This window comes from Nocardia grenadensis NBRC 108939, from assembly GCF_001613445.1.
GTDB classification, from domain to species: Bacteria; Actinomycetota; Actinomycetes; order Mycobacteriales; family Mycobacteriaceae; genus Nocardia; species Nocardia grenadensis.
Genome location: NZ_BDCJ01000012.1, coordinates 163,145 through 186,486, shown reverse-complemented (window position 1 = coordinate 186,486; position 23,342 = coordinate 163,145). Strand labels below are relative to the sequence as shown.

The following is a 23,342-nucleotide window of genomic DNA, read 5'->3' as shown; positions in this document are numbered from 1 at the left end:
AACAAGCCAACCTCACAGTATCGCCGGGCGATTAGCGAAAGTAAACAGCCTACGAGGTTAAATTCAGCGCGCAAAAGAGCCGATAATTCAGGGCGCCAAACTGTTGACGGAATTTCCTCGGTACCCCTAACGTAACTCATCGCCACGGACGGCGCCGGGCGAAAACGCAACGGACGCCGACGGCAGCGGTGCACATCGGCCGACGCATGTGGCCCCGCGCGCTCGCCGAACGCCGGGCACCGCCGGAAAGCTGTATTCATCACTCGCTCGACAATGCCGACGAGCTCGCGTCTACGAGGAGTTCCCCCATGCCCATGCCCACCCACCTTCCCGGACCGAACGCCGATGTCTGGGACTGGCAGATGCGCGGTTCCTGCCGGGGTGTGGACTCGACGGTGTTCTTCCATCCCGATGGTGAACGCGGCAGAGCGCGGGCGGCACGCGAGTTGCGCGCGAAGGAGATCTGCCGGTCCTGCCCCGTGCTCATGCAGTGCCGTTCACACGCGCTGAAGGTCAGTGAGCCCTACGGAATCTGGGGCGGAATGTCGGAAACCGAACGGGAGATGCACGCCCGGCGCAACCGGCGCCGGATGGCGGTTTGATGGGTCGTCGCAGGTAGCGGCTCCGCGCCGGATTCCGTCGGCGCGACACCGCGTGTTCCACGGGGCCGCATACGCTCTCGGTTATAGCTTGTGGTTATTGTTATGACCGATGACACAGGAGAGTATCGAGCTCTCAGCGCTCTTGCAGCGCTGCGGCCACTCGGATGCCGAGGCTTTCGCCGAACTCTATGACCGGACCCGCACCCGGGTCTTCGGTCTGGTGTTGCGTGTCCTCCAGGATTCCGGGTTCGCCGAGGAGACCACCCAAGAGGTCTACCTGCAAACTTGGCGCACGGCGGCGAGTTTCGATCCGGCGCGCGGCTCGGCGGTGACCTGGCTGATGACGCTGGCCCATCGCCGCGCGGTCGACCGGGTGCGCGCCGAGCAGGCGCACACCCAGCGCGAGATCGCCTACGGCGCCCGGGTCCTCGGGCACGAGTACGACGAGGTCATCGAGGAGGTCGAGCGCAAACTCGACCACCAGGCGGTGGTCGTCGGCCTACGCGCTCTGACCGAGACGCAGCGCGAGGCGATCTCACTCGCCTATTACGACGGCCGGACCTACGCCGAGGTGGCCCGGCACCTGGATATCGGGCTACCGACCGTCAAATCCCGTATCCGCGACGGTCTGATGAGGCTGAAGAAGAGCATGGGAGGGCCGGCCTCCCTGGGCGATCGGCGACCGATACGAGAACGGGCCGTTCACATTCCACAGCGGATGTGAACGGCCCGTTCCGGTTCGGCGGCCGGTTCCCACCGGGGCGGGAACCGGCGGACCGGACTGCGATCAGTGGGCGTGACCGTGCCCGTGGTCGTCTTCCGCCTCGACGGGCTTGTCCACCACGGCGCTCTCGGTGGTCAGCACCATCCGCGCCACCGACGCCGCGTTGATCACGGCCGACCGGGTCACCTTGACCGGGTCCACGACGCCGTCGGTCAGCAGATCGCCGTAGGTGAGGGTGGCGGCGTTGAAGCCTTCCTTGCCCTCGCCGACCTTGCTGACGACGACGGCACCATCGACACCGGCGTTGGTGGCGATCCAGTACAGCGGGGCCCGCAGCGCGCCGCGCAGCACCTCCGCACCGATGGCCTCGTCCCCGGACAGGCCGGAGATCAGTCCGTCGAGCTTGGTGCCCGCCTGGACCAGCGCGGTACCACCGCCCGGGACGATACCCTCCTCGACGGCGGCCTTGGCCGCGCTGACCGCGTCCTCGACCCGGTACTTGCGCTCCTTGAGCGCGGTCTCGGTGGCCGCGCCGACCTGGATGACCGCGACACCACCGGCCAGTTTGGCCAGCCGCTCCTCCAGCTTCTCCCGATCCCAGTCGGAATCGGTGGCCTCGATCTCGCGGCGCAGCTGGGCGCTGCGGGCGGCGATATCGTCGCCGCTGCCCGCGCCGTCGATGATGGTGGTGGTGTCCTTGGTAACCACCACGCGCCGCGCCGAACCCAGCACGTCCAGACCGGAGTCGCGCAGGTTGATGCCCAGGTCCGGATTGACGACCGTGCCCGCGGTGACCACGGCCAGATCGTCGAGGAACGCCTTGCGGCGGTCCCCGAAGAACGGCGCCTTGACCGCTACGGCCTTGAGGGTCTTGCGGATCGAGTTGACCACCAGGGTGGACAGCGCCTCGCCCTCGACGTCCTCGGCGATGATCAGGACCGGCTTACCGGATTCGGCGATCTTCTCCAGCAGCGGCAGCAGGTCCGGCAGCGAGCTGATCTTCTCGCGGTGCAGCAGCACCAGCGTGTCCTCCAGCACGGCTTCCTGGCTGTCGCCGTCGGTGATGAAATACGGCGACAGGTAGCCCTTGTCGAACTGCACGCCCTCGGTGACCACGAGTTCGGTCTGCAGGGTCGAGGATTCCTCGACGGTGACCACGCCGTCCTTGCCGACCGTGGTCAGCGCCTTGCCGACCATTTCGCCGATGACCTCGTCCCGCGAGGAGACGGTGGCGACCTGGGCGATGGCCTGTTCACCGCTGACCGGGGTGGCCGCGGCCAGCAGGGCCTCCGATACCGCGTCGGCGGCCTTGGCCAGGCCCGCGCCGATCGCGATCGGGTTGGCGCCCGCGGCGATGTTCTTCAGTCCGCCGCGCACCAGGGCCTGGGCCAGCACGGTCGCGGTGGTGGTGCCGTCACCGGCGACATCGTTGGTCTTGGTGGCGACGCTCTTGACCAGTTGGGCGCCGAGATTCTCGAACGGGTCCTCGAGATCGATATCACGCGCGATGGTGACACCGTCGTTGGTGACGGTGGGGCCGCCGAACGATTTGGCCAGCACCACATGCCGGCCCCGCGGGCCGAGAGTGACCTTGACCGCATCGGCGAGCTTGTCGACACCGCGCTCCAGTGCCCGGCGAGCCTGCTCGTCGAACTGGATCTGCTTTGCCATATGTCTTCGCTCCTGTATCTGGTGCGCTTCGAATGTGTGGCACAACGCACTCCGCCCCGGGTCGGATATTCGACACCGGGGCGGAACGCATGCGCGGCAGTCGAATTACTTGCCGACGACAGCCAGCACGTCGCGCGCGGACAGGATCAGGTATTCCTCACCCTGGTACTTGATCTCGGTACCGCCGTACTTGCTGTAGATGACGGTGTCGCCCTCCTGGACATCCAGCGGGATGCGCTTCTCACCTTCGTCGTCCCAGCGGCCGGGGCCGACGGCGACAACGGTGCCCTCCTGCGGCTTCTCCTTGGCCGTATCGGGAATGACCAGGCCGGAGGCGGTCGTCGTCTCGGCCTCGTTGGCCTGGACGAGGATCTTGTCCTCGAGCGGCTTGATGTTCACGCTCGCCACGTTGAGCCCTCCACTTTCAGGGGATAACGGTCGTCCGGAACTGTTGTCCCGGACCATCGATTCGGTCACGATGCTGACCCTGCGCACAGCCCCGTCGTCGCGGGTGCCGGGACCGCCTGCTCAGTAGTCAAGCCTGGCACCGGGCAACGATCGGTGCCGACTAGCACTCTATACATGAGAGTGCCAGCGCTCAAGGGCAGGCGCTGCCAATGCGGTATCGATCGGAAACGATTCGGTCTCGCTGTCACCAAGACGCCATCCGCCGTGCCCGCTGGTCGCCGGGGTTAGGAGCACGAAAGCCGGGTAGACCAAAGGGAAAGAGGGCTTCCCAATAATTCTCCGACTCTGTAACGTTCGGATAACAGATCGTGACACCATGTGTGATGGTTGTTCGCGAAGCCACCGTTCACCGCAGACGACGGCGGCTTCGCGAACACCTTTAGGCATGTCCGGACCTCACCATCCGGCACGGCCGCCGCGTCCACTCGAAGGGAGGTGAAGAGAGTATGCGCACATCGCTCGGCATCTCCGCCGGGAACGAGGTGGTGTGCTCCGCCCTGGTCACCACCGCGGCCAACGGCGCCCGCACCTTCGACTACCGGGTGGTCTCCGCGGACGCGCATTCCGATCTGGGGGATCTGGTCGCCTCCTCCATCGAGCTGATGACCACTCAGCTGCCGGCGAGCCATTCCCACGAGGCGGTTTTCGGCACCCAGCTGCCCGCGCCCCAGGCCTCCGGGCTCGACGTGATGGCCGACCGCCCGCCCACCGGTGTCGCGGTCGCCTACCGGAGCAAGGAGCAGGCGCACGCGATCCGGCTCGCCACCGGCAACCAGCGCGAACCGCAACTGGTTCCGGAGACCACCGCGGCGCTCACCTTCCTACGCGACACCGGCCTGCTGGACCGCTACGGCACGGTGGCCGTAGTGGACCTGGGCGCCTCCGGCTGTACCGTCTCGGTGGCCGACCCGGCCGACGGCGCCGTGCTCCACACCGCGCGGTCCACCGCGGTCAGCGGCCGCGCGATCGACGATCTGCTGTACCGGCATCTGGTCGATCAGCACTACGCCCGGCGCGGTACCCGGCCCAATCGCAGTGTCCTGGTGAACCGTGCCCGCACCGCCAAGGAACACCTGTCGGTGACCCAGGCCGTCACCATCGACCACATCGCGGGCAAACCGCTCAAACTCACCCGCGCCGATTTCGAATCGCTCACCGCCGGCGTGTGGCGCGAGATGACGCGGTTCGCGGCGATGACCTTCGGTTTGGCCGACCGCGCCCCGGAAGCGGTGGTGGTGATCGGTGGCGGCGGGAATATCCCGGCGGTACTGGAAACCCTGCGCGGTGAACTCGGGCTTCCGGTGCTCACGGTGCCGGACCCGGACGCGGTGATCGCCAAAGGCGCTGCGCTACTCGCCGATACCGCCCGCTCCAGCGCGCCGATCGGCGCGCTGACATCGGACAAGTCCGGCAACACCCTGCTCAAGGCATTCGGGACGGTGGCCGGCGCCATCGTGGTGGTGGGGTTGATCGTCGGGTACGGGGTGAACACCATGGCCCCGAGTTCGGACGAAGAGGTCTCCCCCGCCGGTACCACCAGCAGCGCCCAGCTGCCGACCACCGCCACCATCGCGCCGGCGACCACCACTGTGGTCCCCGATACGACCGAGGAGATTCCCCAGCCCGTCGAGGAGCCCGCCGGCGCCGGTGAGCCGAATACGACGTTCGCCGAGCCCCCGGTGACCGGCGACCCAGGCACGGGCGAATACCCGTCGACGAACGAGATCCCCTCCACCTCGGGCGAACCGTCTCCGAGTACCACGCCGAGCACCGCGCCGTCCCCGCCCACCCTGCGGCCGGATCCGAACCTGCCCCATATCCCGTTCCCGGAGGGAATCGGCCCGGGCACGCCGATCCCCCAGTCCTCCCCGGAGGAATTGCCGACGGATCAGCCGTCCACCTCGGACGTGCCGCCGCCCTCCGGATCGCGCCAAACCCAAACGACCCTGGAGGTTCCACCGCCACAACCCCCTCGATTGCCCAATTCGGGTTCGGCGGGATAGCCGTCCACGGCGGCACAGTGCCCACAGGTACGCGAGAGCACCGGCCTGACCGACGCCCCGGGCAGAGCCCGGCAAGGCGGCAAGTGGTCCCCGATACGCACGACGGGGTGTCCTTCCAGAAGCCGACGGTCTCTGCGTGGCACCGGCGCGCTCGCCGACGGCATTGGGATGGACCGCGGGATACGAACATACCGAGAAGAGCGTGGGGTCGCGGTCCGTCGTCGCGGTAACGTCCTCGGCGCGGCCTGCCGGCAGGCTCCCATTCACCTCGGCCGTCGGTCGTGGTTACCGGGGCGGGCCGGTGGCCGGGTCAGCCCACCTGGCTGACCGAGACGGGCAGCCCGGGATCGGAGGCCACCGACAGCGGTGACGGTGCCGCGCCGCCGCCGATCACATGCGCGCCCAGCGCCGCGATCATCACGCCGTTATCGGTGCAGAGCCGGGGTTTCGGGATTCGTAGCGTCAATCCGGCCGCCGCGCACCGTTCCTCGGCCAGCGAGCGGATCCGCGTATTGGCGGTCGCGCCGCCACCCAGTACCAGGGTGTCCACGCCCACGTCCTGCGCCGCGCGCACCGCCTTCATGGTGAGCACATCGGCGACCGCCTCCTGGAAGGAGGCCGCGATATCGGGAATCGGCAGCTGTTCCGGTTCGACGCCCTGGCGGGCCCGCGCTTCCACATAGCGCGCGACCGCGGTCTTCAATCCGGAGAACGAGAAGTCGTAGCGCGGGTCCCGCGGTCCGGTCATACCCCGCGGGAAGGCGATCGCCGCCGGGTCACCGGTGACCGCGGCCGCGTCCAGCGCGGGACCTCCCGGATAGCCGAGACCCAGTAGCCGGGCGACCTTGTCGAACGCCTCACCGGCGGCATCGTCGACCGTGCTGCCCAATTCGATCAGCGGCTTCGACAGATCCTCGACATGTAGTAGATGGGTATGACCGCCGGAGACCAGCAGCGCCACACTCGGCGGCATCGGACCGTGTTCGAGAGTGTCCACCGCCACATGCCCGCCGAGATGGTTCAGCGCGTAGAACGGGATATCCCAGGCCGCCGCATAGGCTTTGGCGGCCGCGACACCCACCAGCAGCGCTCCCGCCAGACCCGGACCGATCGTCACCGCCAAGGCATCGGGGGCGGCGATCCCGGCCGCGGCCAGAGCGCGCCGCATGGCGGGCACGATCGCCTCGAGATGGGCCCGCGAGGCGATCTCGGGCACCACACCGCCGAAACGAGCGTGCTCGGCCACACTCGAGGCGACCTCGTCGGCCAGGAGTTCACAGCTGCCGTCGGGACGACGGCGCACGATGCCCACCCCCGTCTCGTCACAGGAGCTCTCGATGCCCATGACGATCACGACAGCGCCCCGTCCGGGGTCCGGGCACCGAAGACCACCGAGACGTCCTCCAGGGCCGGACGGCGCATGGTGTACGCGTCCGCGCCGCTGGGGTGGTAGTAGTTCTTGCGTAGACCGATGATGTGAAAGCCGTGCTTGGCGTACATGGAGATCGCGGCGGTGTTGTCGGTGCGCACCTCGAGGAACACCGGCCCTCCTCGCCGCCCGGCCTCGGTGAGCAGCGCCTCCAGCAGCAGCGTGCCGATACCGGCACGGTGACAGGCCGGGTCCACCCCGATGGTGTGCACCTCGGCCTCCGGGTGCTCGGCGTCACCGAGCAGCGCGATTCCCGCGTAACCCACCATATTCCCGGCATCGTCGCGGGCGGTGATATAGCGGTTGTATCCCGCGGCCAGCTCGGAGCGGAATGCCACGGCCTGCCACGGATCGTCTTCCGGGAACAGCAACTGTTCCAGTTCCACGCAGCCCGCGATATCGGTCGGCTCCATGGGTTCGATACGAATTCCCGTGGTACGAACTCCCATTGTCACGCTCCCATCCGGTCGAGAGTGCGGTAGCTGCGTTCGACCGCGTCGGGGCGGCGCAAATACAGCGGGATCAGCGGTTCCGGGGTCACGCCCGACCACAGCGCGCCCGCCGCCACCTGCACGAGCGCCGCCGGCGAAGGTGTCTGCACGGACAGCGCGGGAAGTGCGAAGAGCGCGGTGTGCGCGGCCGATCCGGCGATCTTGGTCGCACCGGCCACCGGCAGGTCGCCGGGTTCGCACACCTCGGGTCCGGCGACCCGGATGCGGCCGCGGTCGCGATAGCGCGCGGCGTAGACCTCACGGCGGCGCGCATCGGTGACCACCAGCAGTTCGTCGTCGGGCCCCAGTTCGGGCGCGCATTCGACGGCGACGGCGTCCAGACTGCACACACCGTGCACCGGGATGCCCAGCGCATCACCGAACGCGGCGGCGGTGGCCATCCCGACCCGCAGCCCGGTGAACGGCCCCGGGCCGATCCCGGTGACGACCGCCCCGATCTCGGCGCGCGACACCCCGGCTTCGGCCAGGCATTCCAGGATCTGCGGGGTGAGCGCCTCGGCGTGCGCGCGGGCGTCGACGAGTACCCGGGCGGCGAGAGTGCGCGGGGCGGCGTCCGAGGTGTTCGCACCGGCGGCCGCCTGTTCCAGTTCGACGAGGCCCGCCGTGACGGCGGGCGTCGCGGTGTCGACAGCAAGTGCAAGCATGGTCTGGTCAACGATACCGGGTGACCCGCTTCACACGGCGGTGGCGCACGGCGCCCCAGCAGCCGGGTTGCCGATCTCATGCGGTCTAGTGCGCCGCCCCGGTGTGCACCCACTCCCAAGATGCCGTGCGGACTTCGGATTCCGGCTCCCGTGACATTCGCACCAGCAGATGCCGGCCGGTCAACCGCTCCGCCATTCCACTGCCCCACTCGACCACCACGACCGCGTCGTCGAGTTCGGTGTCCAGATCGAGGGCGTCGAGTTCGTCGAGGCTACCGCCGAGCCGGTAGGCGTCGACATGGACCAGCGCCACCGGCGGGCCGTCGGCGCGTTCGCCCGCCGGATGACGGCGCGCGATGACGAAGGTCGGCGAACTCACCCGCCCACCGACCCCGAGACCGGCCGCGATTCCACGGGTCAGAGCCGTTTTACCGGCACCCAAAGGTCCGTCGAGCACCACCAGATCACCCGCTCGCAGCCCGACGGCCAGTTCCCGTCCGAGCGCCTCGGTATCGGTGACCTCCGGCAGCAGGCGTTCACCGCGGTCAGCCACCGGTGGCCTCCCACCGGTCGTCCTCGTCGACCACACCGGCACGCATCAGCAGCCGGTCCAGCGCGGCATTGGTCTCCTCCGGGTACTGCAACTGCGGCATATGTGCCGCCTCGGGAAGCCGGACGAGTTCGCAATCGGCCAATTCGCGTGCCAGCACACGGGAATTGCGGAATGGAATGACCAGGTCCCGGGTGCCGCCGAGGACCAGCGTCGGAGTATCGCGCAACACCGGCAGGGCCGCCGCCTCGTCGTGTAGCTCGATGGCCTTCAGGAACTTCACCACGGTTTCCACCGGGGTGCGGTCGATCATGATGGTGGTGAACCGCGACAGCGTCGGACTGACCGCTCCGTGGAAGGAACTCACGTGCAGGATCGGGGTGATCACGTGGCGGGCGGTGGCCCGTCCGGCCTGTACCAGCGCCGGAGCGGTATGCACGGCCAGCCGGAATCCGTCGATCGCGGGATTGCGCAGCAACTGCCCGATACCGGAGGAGGCGACCTCGGCGGCCGCGGTGGACAGCAATGCGACACCGCGCACCCGCTGCGCGAAGAGACCGCCGGCATGGGCGGCCGCGGCGAGTACCGCCATCCCGCCCAGCGAATGCCCGACCAGGATCAACGGCCCGCGTGGCGCGCGGGCGTCGATCACCGTGAGCAGGTCGCGGCCGAGCTGGGACACCGTACAGCTGTCGGTTTCCGGTGTTCCCGAGCGGCCGTGGCCGCGTAGATCGAACAGCACCAGCCGTACCCGCGAACCCCAACGCTGCGCCAGGTGGCGACGCTGGAAATGGAACGATTCCATGCTGTTGCAGAAACCGTGCACGAAAACGACTGTGGCGTCGGCGTCGCCGGAACCCCACTCCCGGGTGGCCAGGCACACACCGTCGTCGGCGATCACCTCACCGGCACGGTCGAGATCGATCAGGGCGAAATTCTCGTCCCGGTACTCGTCGCGAACGGGCGGCCACAGCACTCTCGCGCCGGCCCGGCGCAGCGCGTGTACACCGGCCATCGCGCCGACCACCCCGGCGGTGGCCAGCCCACCACGCAACAGGGTCGTTCCTCGTTTCATCTGGTACCCCCTCGATACCGCCGGTGTACCCGGCCACGGGGCGCACACACCACTTCGTAGTGGATCGTGCCGAGCAGATCGGCCCAATCCTGGGCCCGCGGCTCACCGCGGGAACCCGGGCCGAACAAGATCGCGGTATCGCCTTCGGCCACGCCCTCGGCATTGTCACCCAGATCCACCACCAGCTGGTCCATGCACACCCGGCCGCGATTGGGACGGTTGCGTCCGCCGACCCACACCTGCATCCGTCCACCCAGGAGACGGAACACGCCGTCGGCGTATCCGGCGGGGATCAACGCGACGGTGGTGTCGGCCGGGGCGATCCATTCGTGCCCGTAGGACACCCCTTCACCCTTCGGCACGTGTTTGACCAGCGCCACTTCGGCCTGGAAGGTCATCGCGGGCCGCAGCTCGAATTCGCCGATATCGGGGACCGGGGTAAGCCCGTACACGGCGATACCGGGGCGGACCATATCGAAGGCCAGGTCGGGCCGGGTCAGTGTGGCCGCGGAATTGGCCAGGTGCACGAGTTCGGGTTCCAGGCCGTATTCTTTGGCCGCCGCGATGGCGTCGAGGAACCGGTCGCGTTGCAGGTCGATGGTCGGGTGATAGGGCTCGTCGGCGTGCGCGAGATGGGAGAAGATGGCCCGGAAGCGCACCACCCCCTCGTCGACGAGTTTCCGCAGGGCCGCGAGAACCACGGGATAGACCCCCTGCTCGATCCCGTTCCGATTGAGCCCGGTGTCGATCTTGAGACTTACGACAGCCTGTTCACCCAGTTCACGGGCGGCCGCGGCGACGGCGTCCAACTGCTCCGCCGAGGAGATGCCGATTTCGATATCGGCGGCGACAGCCGCGGCGTAATCCGCGTCACAGATATTGAGCCAGCACAGGATCGGCGCCTCGATTCCGGCCTCGCGTAGCGTGACCGCCTCGGCGACCGTAGTGACCCCTAGTTCGGCCGCGCCCGCGGCCAGCGCCGCCCGGGCGACCTCGACGGCGCCGTGGTTGTAGCCGTCCGCCTTGACGACCACCATCACCGCGGCGTCGCCTGCGTGCGCACGCAGTACTCCGACATTGTGTGCGATGGCGTCCAGGTCGACGACTGCTTCCACTTGACCGTTCACACCTGCCGATACTGCCATCCCGGGGCACGCGGGCGCGACGGCGGTCACCCGCGGGCCCAGGCGTGCGTACCTCAGGCGGACAGCGCCCGCAGTGTCGCGATGGCGGCGGGGATATGCCGCAGCAGCGGCGTGGCCGAGACGGGGGCGGCGGTCCCGCCGGGGGTGTCATGGGCGGCGAGCCCCGCGGCGAGTGCGTGCACGCGGGCCGCGGCGGCCGCGGCCGAGACCGGATCGCGGCCCGCGGCGAGCAGCGCCCCGATCACCCCGGAGAGCACGTCGCCGGCACCGGCGGTCGCGGCCCAGGAACCACCGGCCTCGTTGACCAGCACCTGCCGGCCGGGGGCGGCGACCAGCGTCGCCCTGCCTTTCAGCAGCACCGTGACCTGCCACGATTCGGCGAGCTCCCGAACCGCGGCCACCCGGTCGGGTGCCGGCTCCGCACCGGTGAGCCGGCGGAACTCACCGGCGTGCGGGGTCAGCACAGTGGGGGCCCGGCGACCCCGGACCAGCTCCGGTTCACCTGCCAGCAAGGTCAGCCCGTCGGCATCGACCACGACGGGGAGGTCGGTGGCCAGGATCTCGGCGAGACGGTCGCGGGCGGCACCGTCGGTCCCGGAGCCCGGCCCGAAGACCCAGGACTGCACCCGGCCCGCGTCCGCCGGATCGTAGACCGCGATCACCTCCGGATACTGCGCGAGCACCGCGGACGCGGCGGAACCCACGTAGCGCACCATCCCGGAGGTCGCGGCCACCGCCGCGCCCGTACAGAGCACGGCCGCGCCAGGGTAGGTCGCGCTCCCGGCCTGCACCCCGGTGACCCCTTGCGTGTATTTGTCGTCCGCGGCTCCCGGCACCGGCCAGGCCGCGCCCACCGCAGCGGGATCCAATGCCGCCAGGCCGGGTTCGGGCAGCCGTAAACCGATGGGTACCAGTTCGATCCGGCCGCACTGGTCCGCAGCCAGCGCGTGTACCGGTTTACGGGCGCCGAAGGTGACGGTGACCGCCGCCCGGACCGCGGGCCCGGACACCGCACCGGTATCCGGGTCGACACCACTGGGCAGATCGGCCGCGATAATCGGGACTTCCACATTCGCAACGATTCTCGCCGCGTCCGGGCGCAGCGGGCCGTGGCCGGAGATACCGACGATCCCGTCGATCACCAGATCGGCGCCGGCGATTTCCCGCACCGCCGCAACCGGATCGGCGCACACCCGTCCGCGGGCGCGGCGCAGCGCGGTCAGCCCGGCCGCATGCGCGCGTGCCGGATTCAGCAGTACCGCGGTCACCGCGACACCCCGCCGCCGTAACGTCACCCCCGCCCACAGCGCGTCACCGCCGTTGTCACCCGAACCCACCAGCAGCGCCACCGTCCGTCCCGCGACCCCGCCGCTGCGCGCGCGCAATTCGGCCGCGGCCACCGTGGCCAGCCCGTACGCGGCGCGGCGCATGGGCACTCCGTCGGGAACTCTGGTGAACAGTTCGGCCTCGGCGAGGCGCACCTCGTCGGCGGTGTAATAGCCGAGCGGCTGGGTCACCGAACACACCTCCGTGATCGGACGGGCAGCGATGCCAGCAGACTACGCTTGACCTCCATGTCCAGAGTTCACCGCGCCGTACTCGTTCCGGCCGCCGGATTCGCCCTCGTCACGGCATTGCTGTCCGGCTGCGGCGCCGGTGATTCGACGGACGAGGCGACGAAAACCGATACCTCCGGCGCGCAAGTACGGCCCGACCGGGAGGCCACCGTCACCGTCGAGGTCGAAGACGATCAGTTCTCACCGGCCGATATCACCATCTCCGCCGGCGATACGGTGTCCTGGCATTTCGACGGCGACCTGCCACACGGCGTCCAGGGCATCGGCGACAAGGCGATGAGCATCAACAGCCCGTTGTTCGAGGTCGGCGATTGGAGTCACACCTTCACCCAGCCGGGCGAATACCGCTACCTGTGCCCGATTCATCCGGATATGCGCGGCACCATCACGGTCGAGGAGTAGACGGGGTAACCGGAGCACCGGCTACCCCGTCAGCTATTCCACGGTGACGGATTTCGCCAGGTTGCGGGGTTTGTCCACGTCGTAACCGCGGGTCTGCGCCACCTCGGCGGCGAAGATCTGCAACGGGACCGTCGACAGCAGCGGCTGGTAGAGGGTCGGGGCGGACGGAATCTCGATCAGGTCGTCGGCGAACGGCCGCACCAGATCGTCACCCTCCTCGGCGATCACGATCGTGCGTGCCCCGCGGGCCTGGATCTCCCGGATATTGCTCAGCAGTTTGGAGTGCAGCACCCCGCGCCCCTTGGGCGAGGGCATGACTACGATCACCGGCAACCCGCCCTCGATCAGCGCGATCGGGCCGTGCTTGAGCTCACCCGCGGCGAAACCCTCCGCGTGCATGTACGCCAGCTCCTTGAGCTTGAGCGCACCCTCGAGCGCCACCGGATATCCGACATGGCGACCGAGGAACAGGATGGTGCGCTCGCGCGCGAGTTCCCGGGCGATCGCCCGCACCTGCGGCGCCGTCTCCAGCACCCGGTCCACCAGCTTGGGCATTGCCTCCAGCTCGGCGAACTCACGTGCAACCTCATCGGGGTACTTGGTACCGCGCGCCTGCGCCAGCGCCAGCCCGACCAGCAGGTTCGCCGTCACCTGCGCGAGGAACGCCTTGGTGGAGGCGACCCCGATCTCCGGCCCGGCCCGGGTGTAGAGCACCGCGTCGGATTCGCGTGGGATCTGCGCGCCGTTGGTATTGCAGACCGCCAGCACCCGGGCCTTCTGGCTCTTGGCGTGCCGGACGGCCTCCAGTGTGTCGGCCGTCTCACCGGACTGGGAGACCGCCACCACCAGGGTCGAGCGGTCCAGCACCGGGTCCCGGTAGCGGAACTCGCTGGCCAGCTCCACTTCCACCGGCAGCCGGGTCCAGTGTTCGATGGCGTACTTGGCGACCAGACCGGAGTGGTAGGCGCTGCCGCAGGCCACCACGAAAACCTTCTCCACATCGCGCAACTCCTGATCGGAGAGGCGCTGCTCGTCCAGCACGATCCGGCCGTCGCGGCCGGGGGTCTGATCGAAGTGACCGATAAGCGTATCGGCGACCGCGCCGGGCTGCTCGTCGATCTCCTTGAGCATGAAGTAGTCGTGACCGCCCTTCTCGGCGGCGGCCAGATCCCAGTCGATGGTGAACGGCCGGGTACTCACCCCGTCGGTGGAGCCGTCGAAGTCGGTGACGCGGTAGCCGTCGGCGGTGATCACCACGGCCTGACCCTCGCCGAGTTCGACCGCCTCGCGGGTGTGTTCGATGAACGCGGTCACATCGGAGGCGATGAACATCTCGTTCTCGCCCACCCCGACGACCAGCGGCGTCGAATGACGCGCCGCGATGATCTTTCCCGGATGGTCGGCGTGCGTGAACACCAGCGTGAACGCACCCTCGAGCCGCCGGAGTACCGAAAGCGTGCTGGCCTCGAAATCGCCCGCGGTCGGCCCCGCGGCGTAGGCCCGGGCGACCAGGTGCACGGCGACCTCGGTATCGGTCTCACTGCGCAGTTCCACGCCGGCGTCCTCGAGCTCCCGCCGCAGCTGGGCGAAATTCTCGATGATGCCGTTGTGCACGACCGCGAGCTTGCCGCTCGCATCCCGGTGCGGGTGGGCGTTGCGGTCGGTCGGCGCGCCGTGGGTGGCCCACCGCGTATGCCCCATACCGGTGCTGCCGGCGAACTCGCCCGGGTTCGCGATATCCAGTGCCGCTTCCAGGTTGCTCAGCCGCCCGGCGCGCCGCTCGACCGCCACGCCACCGGCGCCGTCGAGAATCGCCACACCCGCCGAGTCGTAACCTCGGTACTCCATGCGGCGCAAGGCAGCGACGACGACGCCCAACGCGTCCCGGTACCCGACGTACCCCACGATTCCGCACATGGCTCCCCAGCCTACTTATCGGCTAACGTTCTCGTCGTGTCGGCGTCTGTGAAATCACTTCTGAGCACTCTGACCAGCCGCGGCCCGCATCGGGTGCTCCGCGGCAATCTTGCCATCGCGGGTCAGCCCGGGGTGGTGTACACGCCCGAGACCGGCCGCGATCTACCCGCGGTCGCGTTCGGCCACGGCTGGCTGCACGGCGCCGGCAACTACCGCACGCTGCTCGAACACCTCGCGTCCTGGGGCATCGTCGCGGCCGCCCCCGATACCGAGCGCGGCCCGCTGCCCTCCCACCTGAACCTCGCCACCGACCTGCTCACCACCCTCGATATCTGCACCGGCGTCCGGCTCGGCGACGGCACCCTTACCGTGCATCCCGAACGCTTGGCCCTGGCCGGCCACGGAATGGGCGCGGGCGCGGCCGTACTCGCCGCCGCCCAGCGCCCGGTGGCCGCGGTGGCTCCCCTCTTCCCGGCACCCACCGCCCCCGCCGCCACCTCGGTGGCCGGTGAACTCACCGCCCCGGCACTGATCCTGGCCGGGGTGAGCGATATCGATGCGCCGATCTCCGACGCGGTCCCCCTCGCCGCCGCCTGGGGCGGTCCGGTGATCCTGCGCACTCTGGACGGCGCGGGCCACAACGGACTCGCCGAGGGCCGCCGCCTACTGGCCGCGCTCGGTGGCGGTAAGCACGAGGAGAAGACGTCCCGCGCCACCCGCGCCCTGCTCACCGGGTACCTGCTGCACACCCTGCTCGGCGACAAGACCTACAAGCCGCTCGCCGACCCGGAGACCTCGATCAAGCACACCCATGTGATCGATCCGTCGGCCGCGCTGCTGGAACAGGACGAGAACCGGCGGGCCGCAGCGACACCGGACCCGGCGGCGGTGGGCAAACTGGTCCGGTCGCTGCGCAAGTAACACCGCTCCGAAACCGAGCCGTCCGTGCGGCTTCTGTCAGCTATTCCGATGATCAGCTGAAATCAGGGACGTCAGAACCCGAGGTCGTCGAACTCGCCGGCTTTGCAACCTTTGAGCCATGCCGAGAACTCGTCACGGGTGAACGCGATATGGCCGGCAGCCCGGTTGTTCGAGTTACGCACCAGGATCTCGCCGGTCGGTGCGGCCGCGACCTCCACGCACGTGTGCTTATCGGTGTATGACGACACCCGCCAGTCGAGATGGTCAGTCATCGCCCTGTCTCCATTCATCAGCCAATCGACGAATCACGGCCTCGAAGTCGTCTACACGGTGTTCACCGACACCGAATCCGCCCAGCTCACCGCACTGATCGCCATACACCACATCATCGAGAACAGCGCGGAAGTACTGATGATCCCACACCTGACCGGGCCGTGGATCGCAGGCAGCCGGCAATGGACGGCTATCCGCAGTGCAGTGCAGATCATCGGCTCCGAGGGTCCGCTAGCGGAATGCACACGATGAGCTGTCCCGGCGTCACCTATCGTGCCGATGCGCGACCGCGACTCCGGATATCGCGGCGACGAACTTTCACGATATGCGGCACACCATCGTGCCCCGGCGCGTATCCCGACCACAGGTCCCCCCAACCGGGCCACGCGCCGTCCCGACCGCGAATCTCCACCAGCCCGAAGACCAAGCCCCCGACAGTGGCATGCACCCACTTCCGCAGCAGAATCCAGTTCCCGCCGATGATGGCAAAGGGTATCGGCAGCAGCAGGTAGCTGTAGGTTCTCGGCATGTCCACTGCCACTACCAACAGGCCCACCGCGAAAGCAGGGCCGAACAGCATGACGATATCGATCAACGTGGCACCCATCGACCGCAGCTTGCGCGGTGACGGATACCGTCTATCTCCTTCGGACCCGTGGTATCCCGGCAAGAACTGTGTACTCGTCAACCCGAAGGCATCCCCCGAACTCATCGGACGATGATGGCACACGATGCGGAGCTGCGTCCGGCGGGATGACCGGCCGCACCGGAATTGATCGGTTCCGACAACCCGACGTAGGATGCCGAAGCGTTTCGCGCTCGGGTTCTTTCGTCGATGGATCCGGCGAGCTGGGATGTTCTGCAGGGGAAGGGTGTCGATGGCCGCCGAGATGGATCTGGACCGCGCGATAGCCGGATTCGCGCAGTTGGCCGCCGATGCGGAGCGGAGAGCCCAGCGTTTCGCCGAGTTACAGGAGCGGATGACAGCGCTGACGGCGACCGAATCGGGCGCCGGCGGACGAGTCAGCGTCACCGTGGACAGTAGCGGGGTGCCGACAGCGATCGATCTGGCACCGGGTGTGCGGCAGATGGATTCGCGCGCGCTCTCCGCCGAGATCCTGTCGTGTATGCGCCGGGCGCAGGGCAAACTGCGTCCGGGCATTGCCGGGCTGGTGCACGATATCGTCGGCGAAGATCCGGCCGGTGCCGCACTCGTCGACAGTTTCGACCGGCGCTTCCCGGAAGCGGAGACGACTGCGACGCCGGCACAGGATTCCGATGTGCCGCAGACCGGCCGTGCCACGCCTCCGGCCGCCGACCCGTTTTACCCTCAGCAACGTCCGGCGCCACCCACCTGGGGCTCCGAGCCTCCCCAGCAGATCACCGACCCGTATCCCTCCGAGCAACGTCCGACGCCCCCCGCGTGGGGCTCCGCACCACCTTCGGCCCCACGCACATCCGGCAGGGATCAGGTCGTCACTCCGGACGAGCCCGACGAAGAGACCGAGTACTACCGCCGCAAATCGTGGTTGGAGTGATCGATGACCAACAATCCTGATGCCGTCTCGGTCGATCCCGAAGAAGTGCGGAAGCACGCGGACAGCGTCGAAGCGCTCATGGGCAGCCTGGACAGATGCCTCGAAGCCGCCAACTATCTCATGTCGGCAGATGACGGGTACGGGAGTTGGCTACGGCCGGTGATAAAAGGGCTGTTCGACGATAACCATCGATCGACCGTCGAGGTGATTCGCGCGGCCGGTGAACGCACCGCCCAGGTACCGGAGAAGCTGAAGGCGACTGCCGCATCCTTCGAAGACGCGGACGGGTCGTTCGCCACGACACTGCAGGGACTGCAGGCGGAGATAGGGAAATCCGGATGAGCTTCGACGACGCCGCGCCACCCGACAACGATCTCATCGACGACGAGTCCCAGCACAGCAATGCCTACTTCCAGGAGGATGTCTCCTGGCTGTCCAATGTCGGGCTCGAAGGCGACGAAGAGACCGGCGGCCTGGGTGTACTCAAAGGCACCGTCGCGGGTGACGCGTGGGATATCTACGGGAATCTGCGGAGCGACAATACCGGTGAGGCAGTCTTCGGTGCAGCCGGAGTCGTGGGGACCGCGGTCGAGGCGGTCAAGGATCCGTTCGGTTTCGCGGGCACCCAGGTCGCCAAATGGATGTTGGAGCATATCGAGCCACTCAGGCAGGCCTACGAGGAACTCAGCGGCAACCCGACGATCGTGGAGGCGTATTCCTCTTCCTGGCAAGCGATTTCGACCGAACTGTCTACGACCAAGGCCGAATGGCAGCGCACCATGGAGACGGATATCAACACCTGGTCCGGCAGCGCGGGCGACGCGTACCGCAATCATGCCGCAGAGGTACTCACCGCAATCGACACCGCCGCGGCCGCAGCGGCCGCACTCGGCGAGTTGATGGACAAAGCGTCCAAAATTATTGCCATAGTCCGGGATCTGGTGCGCGATATCATCGCAGCCCTGCTCGGCGCGGCCATCGGATACACGATCGAGCTCGCCGTGACCGCAGGCGCGGCGGCCGGGCACGTCATCGCCTCGTTCCTGGCGAAACTCGCGAAGAGCAGCCTGGACACGATGACCTATCTGAAGAAACTCAATGACGTGATCCTGTCATGGGGAACGTACACCGAACCACTCGCGAGAATCTTGCAGAACTGGTGGAGTTGGCGGAACTCCGGTGAAGCGGCGCCCGGGCAACCCACGGTGGCGACGTAGTCGGGTTTCACCCGCACGGGGAGATCCACCCAACCGTTCGTTACGCAGCCCGTCCAGTCGTTACGCAGCCCATCCAGCACCCCGGGCCGATGCATATCGTGGTCGCGCGAACAGCTCGCACAGCTCCGACTCCTTCAGACCAGCCAGCTGTTGCGCCGGTAGTATTCGGCTTCGTCGTCACCGTCGTCGTCGATGGGCGTCACGACGTTCCGGTTCTGACGGTTGGCGGCCGCGCGCGCGACCGCCTCCCGCTGTTGCCGTAATTCTTCCAGCTGCTCCGGCTGTGCCCGGTGATCGGGCTGCGACGTGGAAGACTCTTGTTCCCGGCCGGTCCACGGCTCCTGCTGATCGGTCTTCGATACCTGCGCCGCCTCGTGGTTTCGCGCTTCGGCCTGTTGCAGACGCGTCCGGATACGTTGAGCCGATTGTTCGATCAGCGCCCGATTCTCCGCGGCGACCCGTTGATTCGCGGCACGTAATTCCTCGATCCTGGCCGCGCTGCGCCGGTACACCGTGTCGGCTATCTCATCGAGATCCCGGAAACTCATTGCCTCGATCCTCCTCGGGTCACAGCGGGCCCGCCTCGGCCAGTTGCGCCCCGGTATCGACCGGTGCTGCGGGGGGCGGTGCCGGTGCGTCTTCTTCCGGTGCGACGACGACATCGTCTTCCGGCGCCGTGGTATCCGCCTCCGGTGGGGCGGTCTCGTCCTCGGCGGGGGCCGGATAATCTCGCGGCTGGTGTTCACCGTCCTCGGCTCGCCGACCGCCGGGCAAGCCGGGGGTACCGGACGGCCGACCGGCGTTCTGCTGGTCTTCGGCGCTCGGGTCGCCGGTTCCCGGGGCCTGCTCACCTTCGGGTACGTCGGCGGCAATAGCCGGTTTTCCGTCCGGACCGATCTCTATCCGATAATTCTGCGGCTCGCCGTCCGCACCGGTCACCACGAGGTGCAGCCGACCGTCGGGGCCGAGTTCGAGCTTGTATTCTTTCCCGTCCAGCTCGATACCGGTATTCGCACCTGTTTCTTCGTCCGTTCCGGCAGGGTCGTCTTCGGCGTTTCCGGTGGGATCGTCCGGTTGACCGTCACCGTCTTCGTCTACATCCGGCTGCCCGTCACCGTCGAGGTCGACTTCTTGTTCGGCTTCCTCGAGCAGCTGTTCGAGAGTGCCCGAGATCTGCTCGGCGGCGGAACTCGCCAGTTCGCTCAGTCCCGTGACCAATTGGGTTCCGAGCCCCGAGGAAGCGAGTTGGGTACCGAGCTCTGTCAACGCCGACAATGGATTGTCCTCGTCGGTGGTCCCCGGATCCTCGGTCTCCGCGCCCGGGATGTCGGTCGTGCCGGGGGTTCCGGTCCCGGTGGGCGTACCCGATGGGGTACCGGAGGGCGATCCGGTCGGCACCTGGGTCGTCGGGGTCTCACTACCGGGCGTGCCCGGGGTCTGCGCGACACCCTGCGGACACGGGTACGGGGTCTGCGACAGTTTGCCCAGGCGGTCGATGAGTGTGCCGTACTGGGCTCTCACCCCATCGTTGATATCCGTGCAGGTCTGAACGAATTCGGTCACTTTCTTTTCGTAGTGATCTTTGAACTTGTTCAGCCAGTCACGGCAATGATCCTCGATATCGTCCGTATTGCCGCTACCGGGAACGGTGATGAATACATACTCGTCCAAGTTCGGGAGATCCGGGAAAATCCTATGGATCTTCCCCAGCAGGTGGTCGTCGGCACCTGTACTCCAGCCGATGCCCTGGGCAGCCGAGATGATGGAGTCGACATCCTCCGGGGACTTCCCGTCGTAGGTGACCTGGTACATGTCCTCGAGGAACACCTGAACCATCTCCGCCTTGGGTTTGACGGTTTTCCGGAGAGCGGCGGGAGCCATGTCGAACTGCTCGTGGATCTTTCGTACCGCGTCGATATCGCCGGCGGACAGGGATAATTGTGTCGCGATCATATCCGCTGCATTGGCAGCAGCCTGGCCCGACCATATGGACGGTAGATTCTGCGCATACTGGTTCAGCGCGGCGTGCTGGGCGTCCGCATTGCTCAATACACCGGCCAGCGCGGCCGCCAGATCGCGAAATCTCTGCTCGTCGAGTCCGTTCTGGGCGTAGAACACGGTGTGCAGAGCCTGGTAGCCGAGAATATTCGCGGGGGGATTCGATACCCACCGCTGATAGCGCGGTTCGAACTTCTCGAAGAAGAGCAGCGATTTCGAACCTTCTTCGAGGATTCGAGAAACGGTCCAATCATCGCCGATCGGCGGGTACCCGACACACTCTCCGATATCCGCCATCGGAGTCAGCTCGCCGCCTTCTGGGTCTGGTCGGAGTTCTGCTTGTCCACATTGGACATGGTGACAACATCGCGCCCGATGGCCTCACCGGTGAGGTCGGTGGCCTCCGCCCAATCCTTCAGCCACGATTCCACCTCTCGGAGCCCGGCCTCGATCTTCACGCCCTCGCTCTCGTAGGCAGCACCGACGTGCGCCTTTCCGATGATATTGTCGGCCACTCTCGTGGCCTGGCCTCCGATGACCCCCGCGCTGGTACAGAAATCGGCGCCCATCTTCTCCAACGCGTCGGCCTGCATTCCGACCGGCTGATCACCCGTACTCATGGGCCGCTCCCCTCCTCATGGCCGCCGCGGCGGGACCACCCCGTTCTCGGCCGAGCTGTGCTGTTACTGATTCCGACGCACCCGCGGGCCGATCGGTTCCATTGCGCGTGGAACAGGACCGGAGGCGAGGCTACGACCGCGGGAATGTCCGGTCCATCTTTCCATCCCCGACGGTACAGCGCAGCCCCGTTCCCGGGCGGGAACGGGGCTGCCGGTAGCCTTGGGGCACAGGATGTTACAGCGGCGGCCCGGCGCCGGGATCAGCGCTTCGGCATCAAGATCCACAACGCCAGGTAGATCAGGAACTGCGGTCCGGGCAGTAGACAGGACACGACGAACAGCAGCCGGACGAGTCCGGAACTCCAGCCGAGGTATTCGGCGATACCGCCGCAGACTCCACCGATCCACTTATCGGTGGACGAGAGGGTGAAACGGCGTGCGGGGGCGGTCATGGCGGTCCTTTCGATCGCGTTGCTATACCGTCCACTATCCGCATCCGGCCGGTGGCCCGCATCGGCAGCGCCACCGACCCGCACCCTGATTTCCGGGGTCCGCGGCTCAGGGTCGGACCCTGAGCCGCGGACCGTTCAGACCGCCGCGACCAGCTTCGCGAGATCCTCGGCGAGCTGCTGAGCCCTTTCGTGCTCCTCGGCCTCCACCATCACCCGGACCAGCTGTTCGGTACCGCTGGGGCGCAGCAGAATCCGCCCGGTCTCCCCGAGCTGCGCCTCGGCGGCACGGACGGCCTCCAGGACCCCGGGGTCGGCGTTGACCGCGACTTTGTCCGTGACCGGGACATTCACCAGTACCTGCGGGACCTTCTGGATCACATTCGCCAGCTCGGCCAGGGTCGTGCCGGTGCGCGACATCCGCGCCATCAGCTGCAGACCGGTGAGGATGCCGTCACCGGTGGTGCCGTGACGCGGGAAGACCACATGGCCGGACTGTTCCCCACCGAGGGTGTAACCGCCGCCGCGGAGTTCCTCGAGAACGTAACGGTCACCGACTCCGGTGGTACGCACGGTGATGCCGGCCGCGCGCATCGCCAGGTGCAGTCCCAGATTGCTCATCACGGTGGCGACGAGGGTGTTCCCGGCCAGCGTTCCGGCGTCCCGCATGCCGATGGCGAGGATCGCCATGATGGCGTCACCGTCCACCACCTCGCCCGCGGCGTCCACCGCCAGGCAGCGGTCGGCGTCGCCGTCGTGGGCCAGGCCCAGGTCGGCCCCGTGTTCCCGGACCGCGCGCTGCACCTGTTCGATATGGGTCGACCCGCAGCCGGCATTGATATTGAGCCCGTCCGGGTCCGCGTTGATCGCGATGACCCGGGCACCGGCCTCCCGGTAGGCCGCCGGGCCGACCTCCGAGGCGGCGCCGTGCGCGCAGTCCACGACGACGGTCAGTCCGCTCAGATCCCGGCCGGTGGCCTCCACCAGATGTTCGATATAGCGCTCATGGGTCCCGCCCACGCCGAACTGGCCGGGCAGATCCGTACCGGGCTGCCGCGCCCCGGCGGCACCGAGTACCCGGCCGATCGACGCACCCGTGGGACGGTCCGTCCCACCGGAGGCCACCCGGGCCTCGATACGTTCCTCGACGGCGTCCTCGAGCTTGTGCCCGCCCGCCGCGAAGATCTTGATTCCATTGTCCGGCATGGGATTGTGCGAGGCGGAGATCATCACGCCCAGACTCGCGTCGTACAGACCGGTCAGATAGGCGACGGCCGGGGTCGGCAGCACACCGACCGGTAACACATCCATTCCCGCGGCGGTCAGGCCCGCGGTCACCGCGGCCTCCAGCATCTCCCCGCTGGCGCGTGGATCCCGCCCGACCACCGCGACCTTGCGGTGACCGGTGTGCAGGTCCACACCCAGGACCTGCGCCGCCGCCCCGGCAACCCGTAACGCCAGCTCCGGGCTCAACGTATCGTTGGCGAGCCCGCGTACGCCGTCGGTGCCGAACAGATGTCCCATACCTTGCCCCTCGTCAGTGAGTCCACAGCGCGTGACGACGCCTGCCGAAACTGCCCTCGGAACGGCCGGCCGACGAACACCGC

At 67.8% G+C, this 23,342-nt stretch carries 26 protein-coding genes; 9 read left to right on the top strand and 17 right to left on the bottom strand.

What is annotated here, in order from left to right:
* Positions 1-308: 308 nt before the first annotated feature.
* Together NGR01S_RS15170 and sigK are read left to right on the top strand one after the other, a co-directional pair.
* Positions 309-602: a WhiB family transcriptional regulator gene (locus NGR01S_RS15170; RefSeq protein WP_063037187.1), complete on the top strand. Its 294-nt coding sequence runs from the start codon at positions 309-311 to the stop codon at positions 600-602.
* 109 nt (positions 603-711) lie between these two features.
* A complete protein-coding gene (gene sigK, locus NGR01S_RS15165; RefSeq protein WP_084481048.1) occupies positions 712-1,326 on the top strand; it encodes an ECF RNA polymerase sigma factor SigK in 615 nt (204 codons plus the stop codon).
* 63 nt (positions 1,327-1,389) lie between these two features.
* Here sigK and groL read toward each other — a convergent pair whose 3' ends face one another.
* Together groL and groES are read right to left on the bottom strand one after the other, a co-directional pair.
* Complete coding sequence (groL, locus tag NGR01S_RS15160; RefSeq protein WP_063037185.1) at positions 1,390-2,997, bottom strand: chaperonin GroEL; 1,608 nt, start codon at positions 2,995-2,997, stop codon at positions 1,390-1,392.
* 105 nt (positions 2,998-3,102) lie between these two features.
* Complete coding sequence (groES, locus tag NGR01S_RS15155) at positions 3,103-3,405, bottom strand: co-chaperone GroES (protein ID WP_030522227.1); 303 nt, start codon at positions 3,403-3,405, stop codon at positions 3,103-3,105.
* A 506-nt stretch (positions 3,406-3,911) separates the two neighbouring features.
* Between groES and NGR01S_RS15150 the strand changes: the two genes are divergently transcribed.
* Entirely contained in the window at positions 3,912-5,468 is a 1,557-nt protein-coding gene (locus NGR01S_RS15150) for a DUF7159 family protein (protein WP_063037183.1), read from the top strand.
* Positions 5,469-5,778: 310 nt separating this feature from the next.
* Here the strand turns inward: NGR01S_RS15150 and tsaD are convergent, their stop codons facing one another.
* The 7 genes from tsaD to NGR01S_RS15115 all read right to left on the bottom strand — a co-directional run bounded on the left by tsaD (position 5,779) and on the right by NGR01S_RS15115 (position 12,340).
* Positions 5,779-6,822, bottom strand: a complete 1,044-nt coding sequence (tsaD, locus tag NGR01S_RS15145) for a tRNA (adenosine(37)-N6)-threonylcarbamoyltransferase complex transferase subunit TsaD (RefSeq protein ID WP_063037181.1) — start codon at positions 6,820-6,822, stop codon at positions 5,779-5,781.
* Complete coding sequence (gene rimI, locus NGR01S_RS15140; RefSeq protein WP_063037179.1) at positions 6,819-7,346, bottom strand: ribosomal protein S18-alanine N-acetyltransferase; 528 nt, start codon at positions 7,344-7,346, stop codon at positions 6,819-6,821. Before rimI ends, tsaD begins: the two co-directional genes overlap by 4 nt.
* 2 nt (positions 7,347-7,348) lie before the next feature.
* A complete protein-coding gene (gene tsaB / locus NGR01S_RS15135; protein ID WP_063037177.1) occupies positions 7,349-8,053 on the bottom strand; it encodes a tRNA (adenosine(37)-N6)-threonylcarbamoyltransferase complex dimerization subunit type 1 TsaB in 705 nt (234 codons plus the stop codon).
* A gap of 85 nt (positions 8,054-8,138) precedes the next feature.
* The gene (tsaE, locus tag NGR01S_RS15130; RefSeq protein WP_063037175.1) at positions 8,139-8,606 is read right to left on the bottom strand and encodes a tRNA (adenosine(37)-N6)-threonylcarbamoyltransferase complex ATPase subunit type 1 TsaE; all 468 of its coding nucleotides are present in this window, start codon (positions 8,604-8,606) and stop codon (positions 8,139-8,141) included.
* Complete coding sequence (locus NGR01S_RS15125) at positions 8,599-9,678, bottom strand: alpha/beta fold hydrolase (protein ID WP_063037173.1); 1,080 nt, start codon at positions 9,676-9,678, stop codon at positions 8,599-8,601. Before NGR01S_RS15125 ends, tsaE begins: the two co-directional genes overlap by 8 nt.
* The gene (alr, locus tag NGR01S_RS15120; RefSeq protein ID WP_373861425.1) at positions 9,675-10,865 is read right to left on the bottom strand and encodes an alanine racemase; all 1,191 of its coding nucleotides are present in this window, start codon (positions 10,863-10,865) and stop codon (positions 9,675-9,677) included. Before alr ends, NGR01S_RS15125 begins: the two co-directional genes overlap by 4 nt.
* Positions 10,866-10,876: 11 nt before the next feature.
* The gene (locus tag NGR01S_RS15115; RefSeq protein WP_063037169.1) at positions 10,877-12,340 is read right to left on the bottom strand and encodes an NAD(P)H-hydrate dehydratase; all 1,464 of its coding nucleotides are present in this window, start codon (positions 12,338-12,340) and stop codon (positions 10,877-10,879) included.
* Between the two features lie 57 nt (positions 12,341-12,397).
* Between NGR01S_RS15115 and NGR01S_RS15110 the strand changes: the two genes are divergently transcribed.
* Positions 12,398-12,802 carry a cupredoxin domain-containing protein gene (locus tag NGR01S_RS15110; protein WP_063037524.1) on the top strand — a complete coding sequence of 135 codons (405 nt, stop codon included), beginning with the start codon at positions 12,398-12,400 and terminating at the stop codon, positions 12,800-12,802.
* Between the two features lie 33 nt (positions 12,803-12,835).
* Here the strand turns inward: NGR01S_RS15110 and glmS are convergent, their stop codons facing one another.
* The gene (gene glmS / locus NGR01S_RS15105; protein WP_063037167.1) at positions 12,836-14,719 is read right to left on the bottom strand and encodes a glutamine--fructose-6-phosphate transaminase (isomerizing); all 1,884 of its coding nucleotides are present in this window, start codon (positions 14,717-14,719) and stop codon (positions 12,836-12,838) included.
* A gap of 36 nt (positions 14,720-14,755) precedes the next feature.
* Here glmS and NGR01S_RS15100 point away from each other — a divergent pair, with 36 nt between their 5' ends.
* Positions 14,756-15,640 carry a poly(ethylene terephthalate) hydrolase family protein gene (locus NGR01S_RS15100; RefSeq protein WP_063037165.1) on the top strand — a complete coding sequence of 295 codons (885 nt, stop codon included), beginning with the start codon at positions 14,756-14,758 and terminating at the stop codon, positions 15,638-15,640.
* A gap of 71 nt (positions 15,641-15,711) precedes the next feature.
* Here NGR01S_RS15100 and NGR01S_RS15095 read toward each other — a convergent pair whose 3' ends face one another.
* Positions 15,712-15,858 carry a DUF397 domain-containing protein gene (locus NGR01S_RS15095; RefSeq protein WP_245664607.1) on the bottom strand — a complete coding sequence of 49 codons (147 nt, stop codon included), beginning with the start codon at positions 15,856-15,858 and terminating at the stop codon, positions 15,712-15,714.
* A 16-nt stretch (positions 15,859-15,874) separates the two neighbouring features.
* On the opposite strand from NGR01S_RS15095, the gene NGR01S_RS15090 reads away from it, so the two are divergent.
* Positions 15,875-16,165, top strand: coding sequence for a hypothetical protein (locus NGR01S_RS15090; RefSeq protein WP_169811912.1), 291 nt, complete (start codon positions 15,875-15,877; stop codon positions 16,163-16,165).
* A gap of 16 nt (positions 16,166-16,181) precedes the next feature.
* Here the strand turns inward: NGR01S_RS15090 and NGR01S_RS15085 are convergent, their stop codons facing one another.
* Positions 16,182-16,520 (bottom strand): hypothetical protein, encoded by a 339-nt coding sequence (locus NGR01S_RS15085; RefSeq protein WP_063037161.1) that lies wholly within the window; start codon positions 16,518-16,520, stop codon positions 16,182-16,184.
* A 271-nt stretch (positions 16,521-16,791) separates the two neighbouring features.
* Between NGR01S_RS15085 and NGR01S_RS15080 the strand changes: the two genes are divergently transcribed.
* The 3 genes from NGR01S_RS15080 to NGR01S_RS15070 are packed head-to-tail and all read left to right on the top strand — an operon-like array spanning position 16,792 to position 18,668.
* Complete coding sequence (locus NGR01S_RS15080; RefSeq protein WP_063037159.1) at positions 16,792-17,451, top strand: YbaB/EbfC family nucleoid-associated protein; 660 nt, start codon at positions 16,792-16,794, stop codon at positions 17,449-17,451.
* Between the two features lie 3 nt (positions 17,452-17,454).
* Entirely contained in the window at positions 17,455-17,793 is a 339-nt protein-coding gene (locus NGR01S_RS15075) for a type VII secretion target (protein ID WP_063037157.1), read from the top strand.
* A complete protein-coding gene (locus tag NGR01S_RS15070) occupies positions 17,790-18,668 on the top strand; it encodes a hypothetical protein (RefSeq protein ID WP_063037155.1) in 879 nt (292 codons plus the stop codon). The genes NGR01S_RS15075 and NGR01S_RS15070 overlap by 4 nt, the downstream gene beginning before the upstream one ends.
* Before the next feature lie 134 nt (positions 18,669-18,802).
* Here the strand turns inward: NGR01S_RS15070 and NGR01S_RS15065 are convergent, their stop codons facing one another.
* From NGR01S_RS15065 to glmM, 5 genes are all read right to left on the bottom strand, one after another.
* The gene (locus NGR01S_RS15065; protein ID WP_063037153.1) at positions 18,803-19,216 is read right to left on the bottom strand and encodes a hypothetical protein; all 414 of its coding nucleotides are present in this window, start codon (positions 19,214-19,216) and stop codon (positions 18,803-18,805) included.
* Positions 19,217-19,235: 19 nt separating this feature from the next.
* Positions 19,236-20,963, bottom strand: a complete 1,728-nt coding sequence (locus tag NGR01S_RS15060) for an ICP22 family protein (RefSeq protein ID WP_063037151.1) — start codon at positions 20,961-20,963, stop codon at positions 19,236-19,238.
* Positions 20,964-20,968: 5 nt separating this feature from the next.
* The gene (locus NGR01S_RS15055; protein WP_157107276.1) at positions 20,969-21,286 is read right to left on the bottom strand and encodes a hypothetical protein; all 318 of its coding nucleotides are present in this window, start codon (positions 21,284-21,286) and stop codon (positions 20,969-20,971) included.
* A gap of 260 nt (positions 21,287-21,546) precedes the next feature.
* Complete coding sequence (locus NGR01S_RS15050; protein WP_063037147.1) at positions 21,547-21,738, bottom strand: PspC domain-containing protein; 192 nt, start codon at positions 21,736-21,738, stop codon at positions 21,547-21,549.
* A 135-nt stretch (positions 21,739-21,873) separates the two neighbouring features.
* On the bottom strand, positions 21,874-23,259 hold the full coding sequence (gene glmM / locus NGR01S_RS15045) for a phosphoglucosamine mutase (RefSeq protein ID WP_063037145.1): 1,386 nt from the start codon (positions 23,257-23,259) through the stop codon (positions 21,874-21,876).
* Positions 23,260-23,342 lie beyond the last annotated feature (83 nt).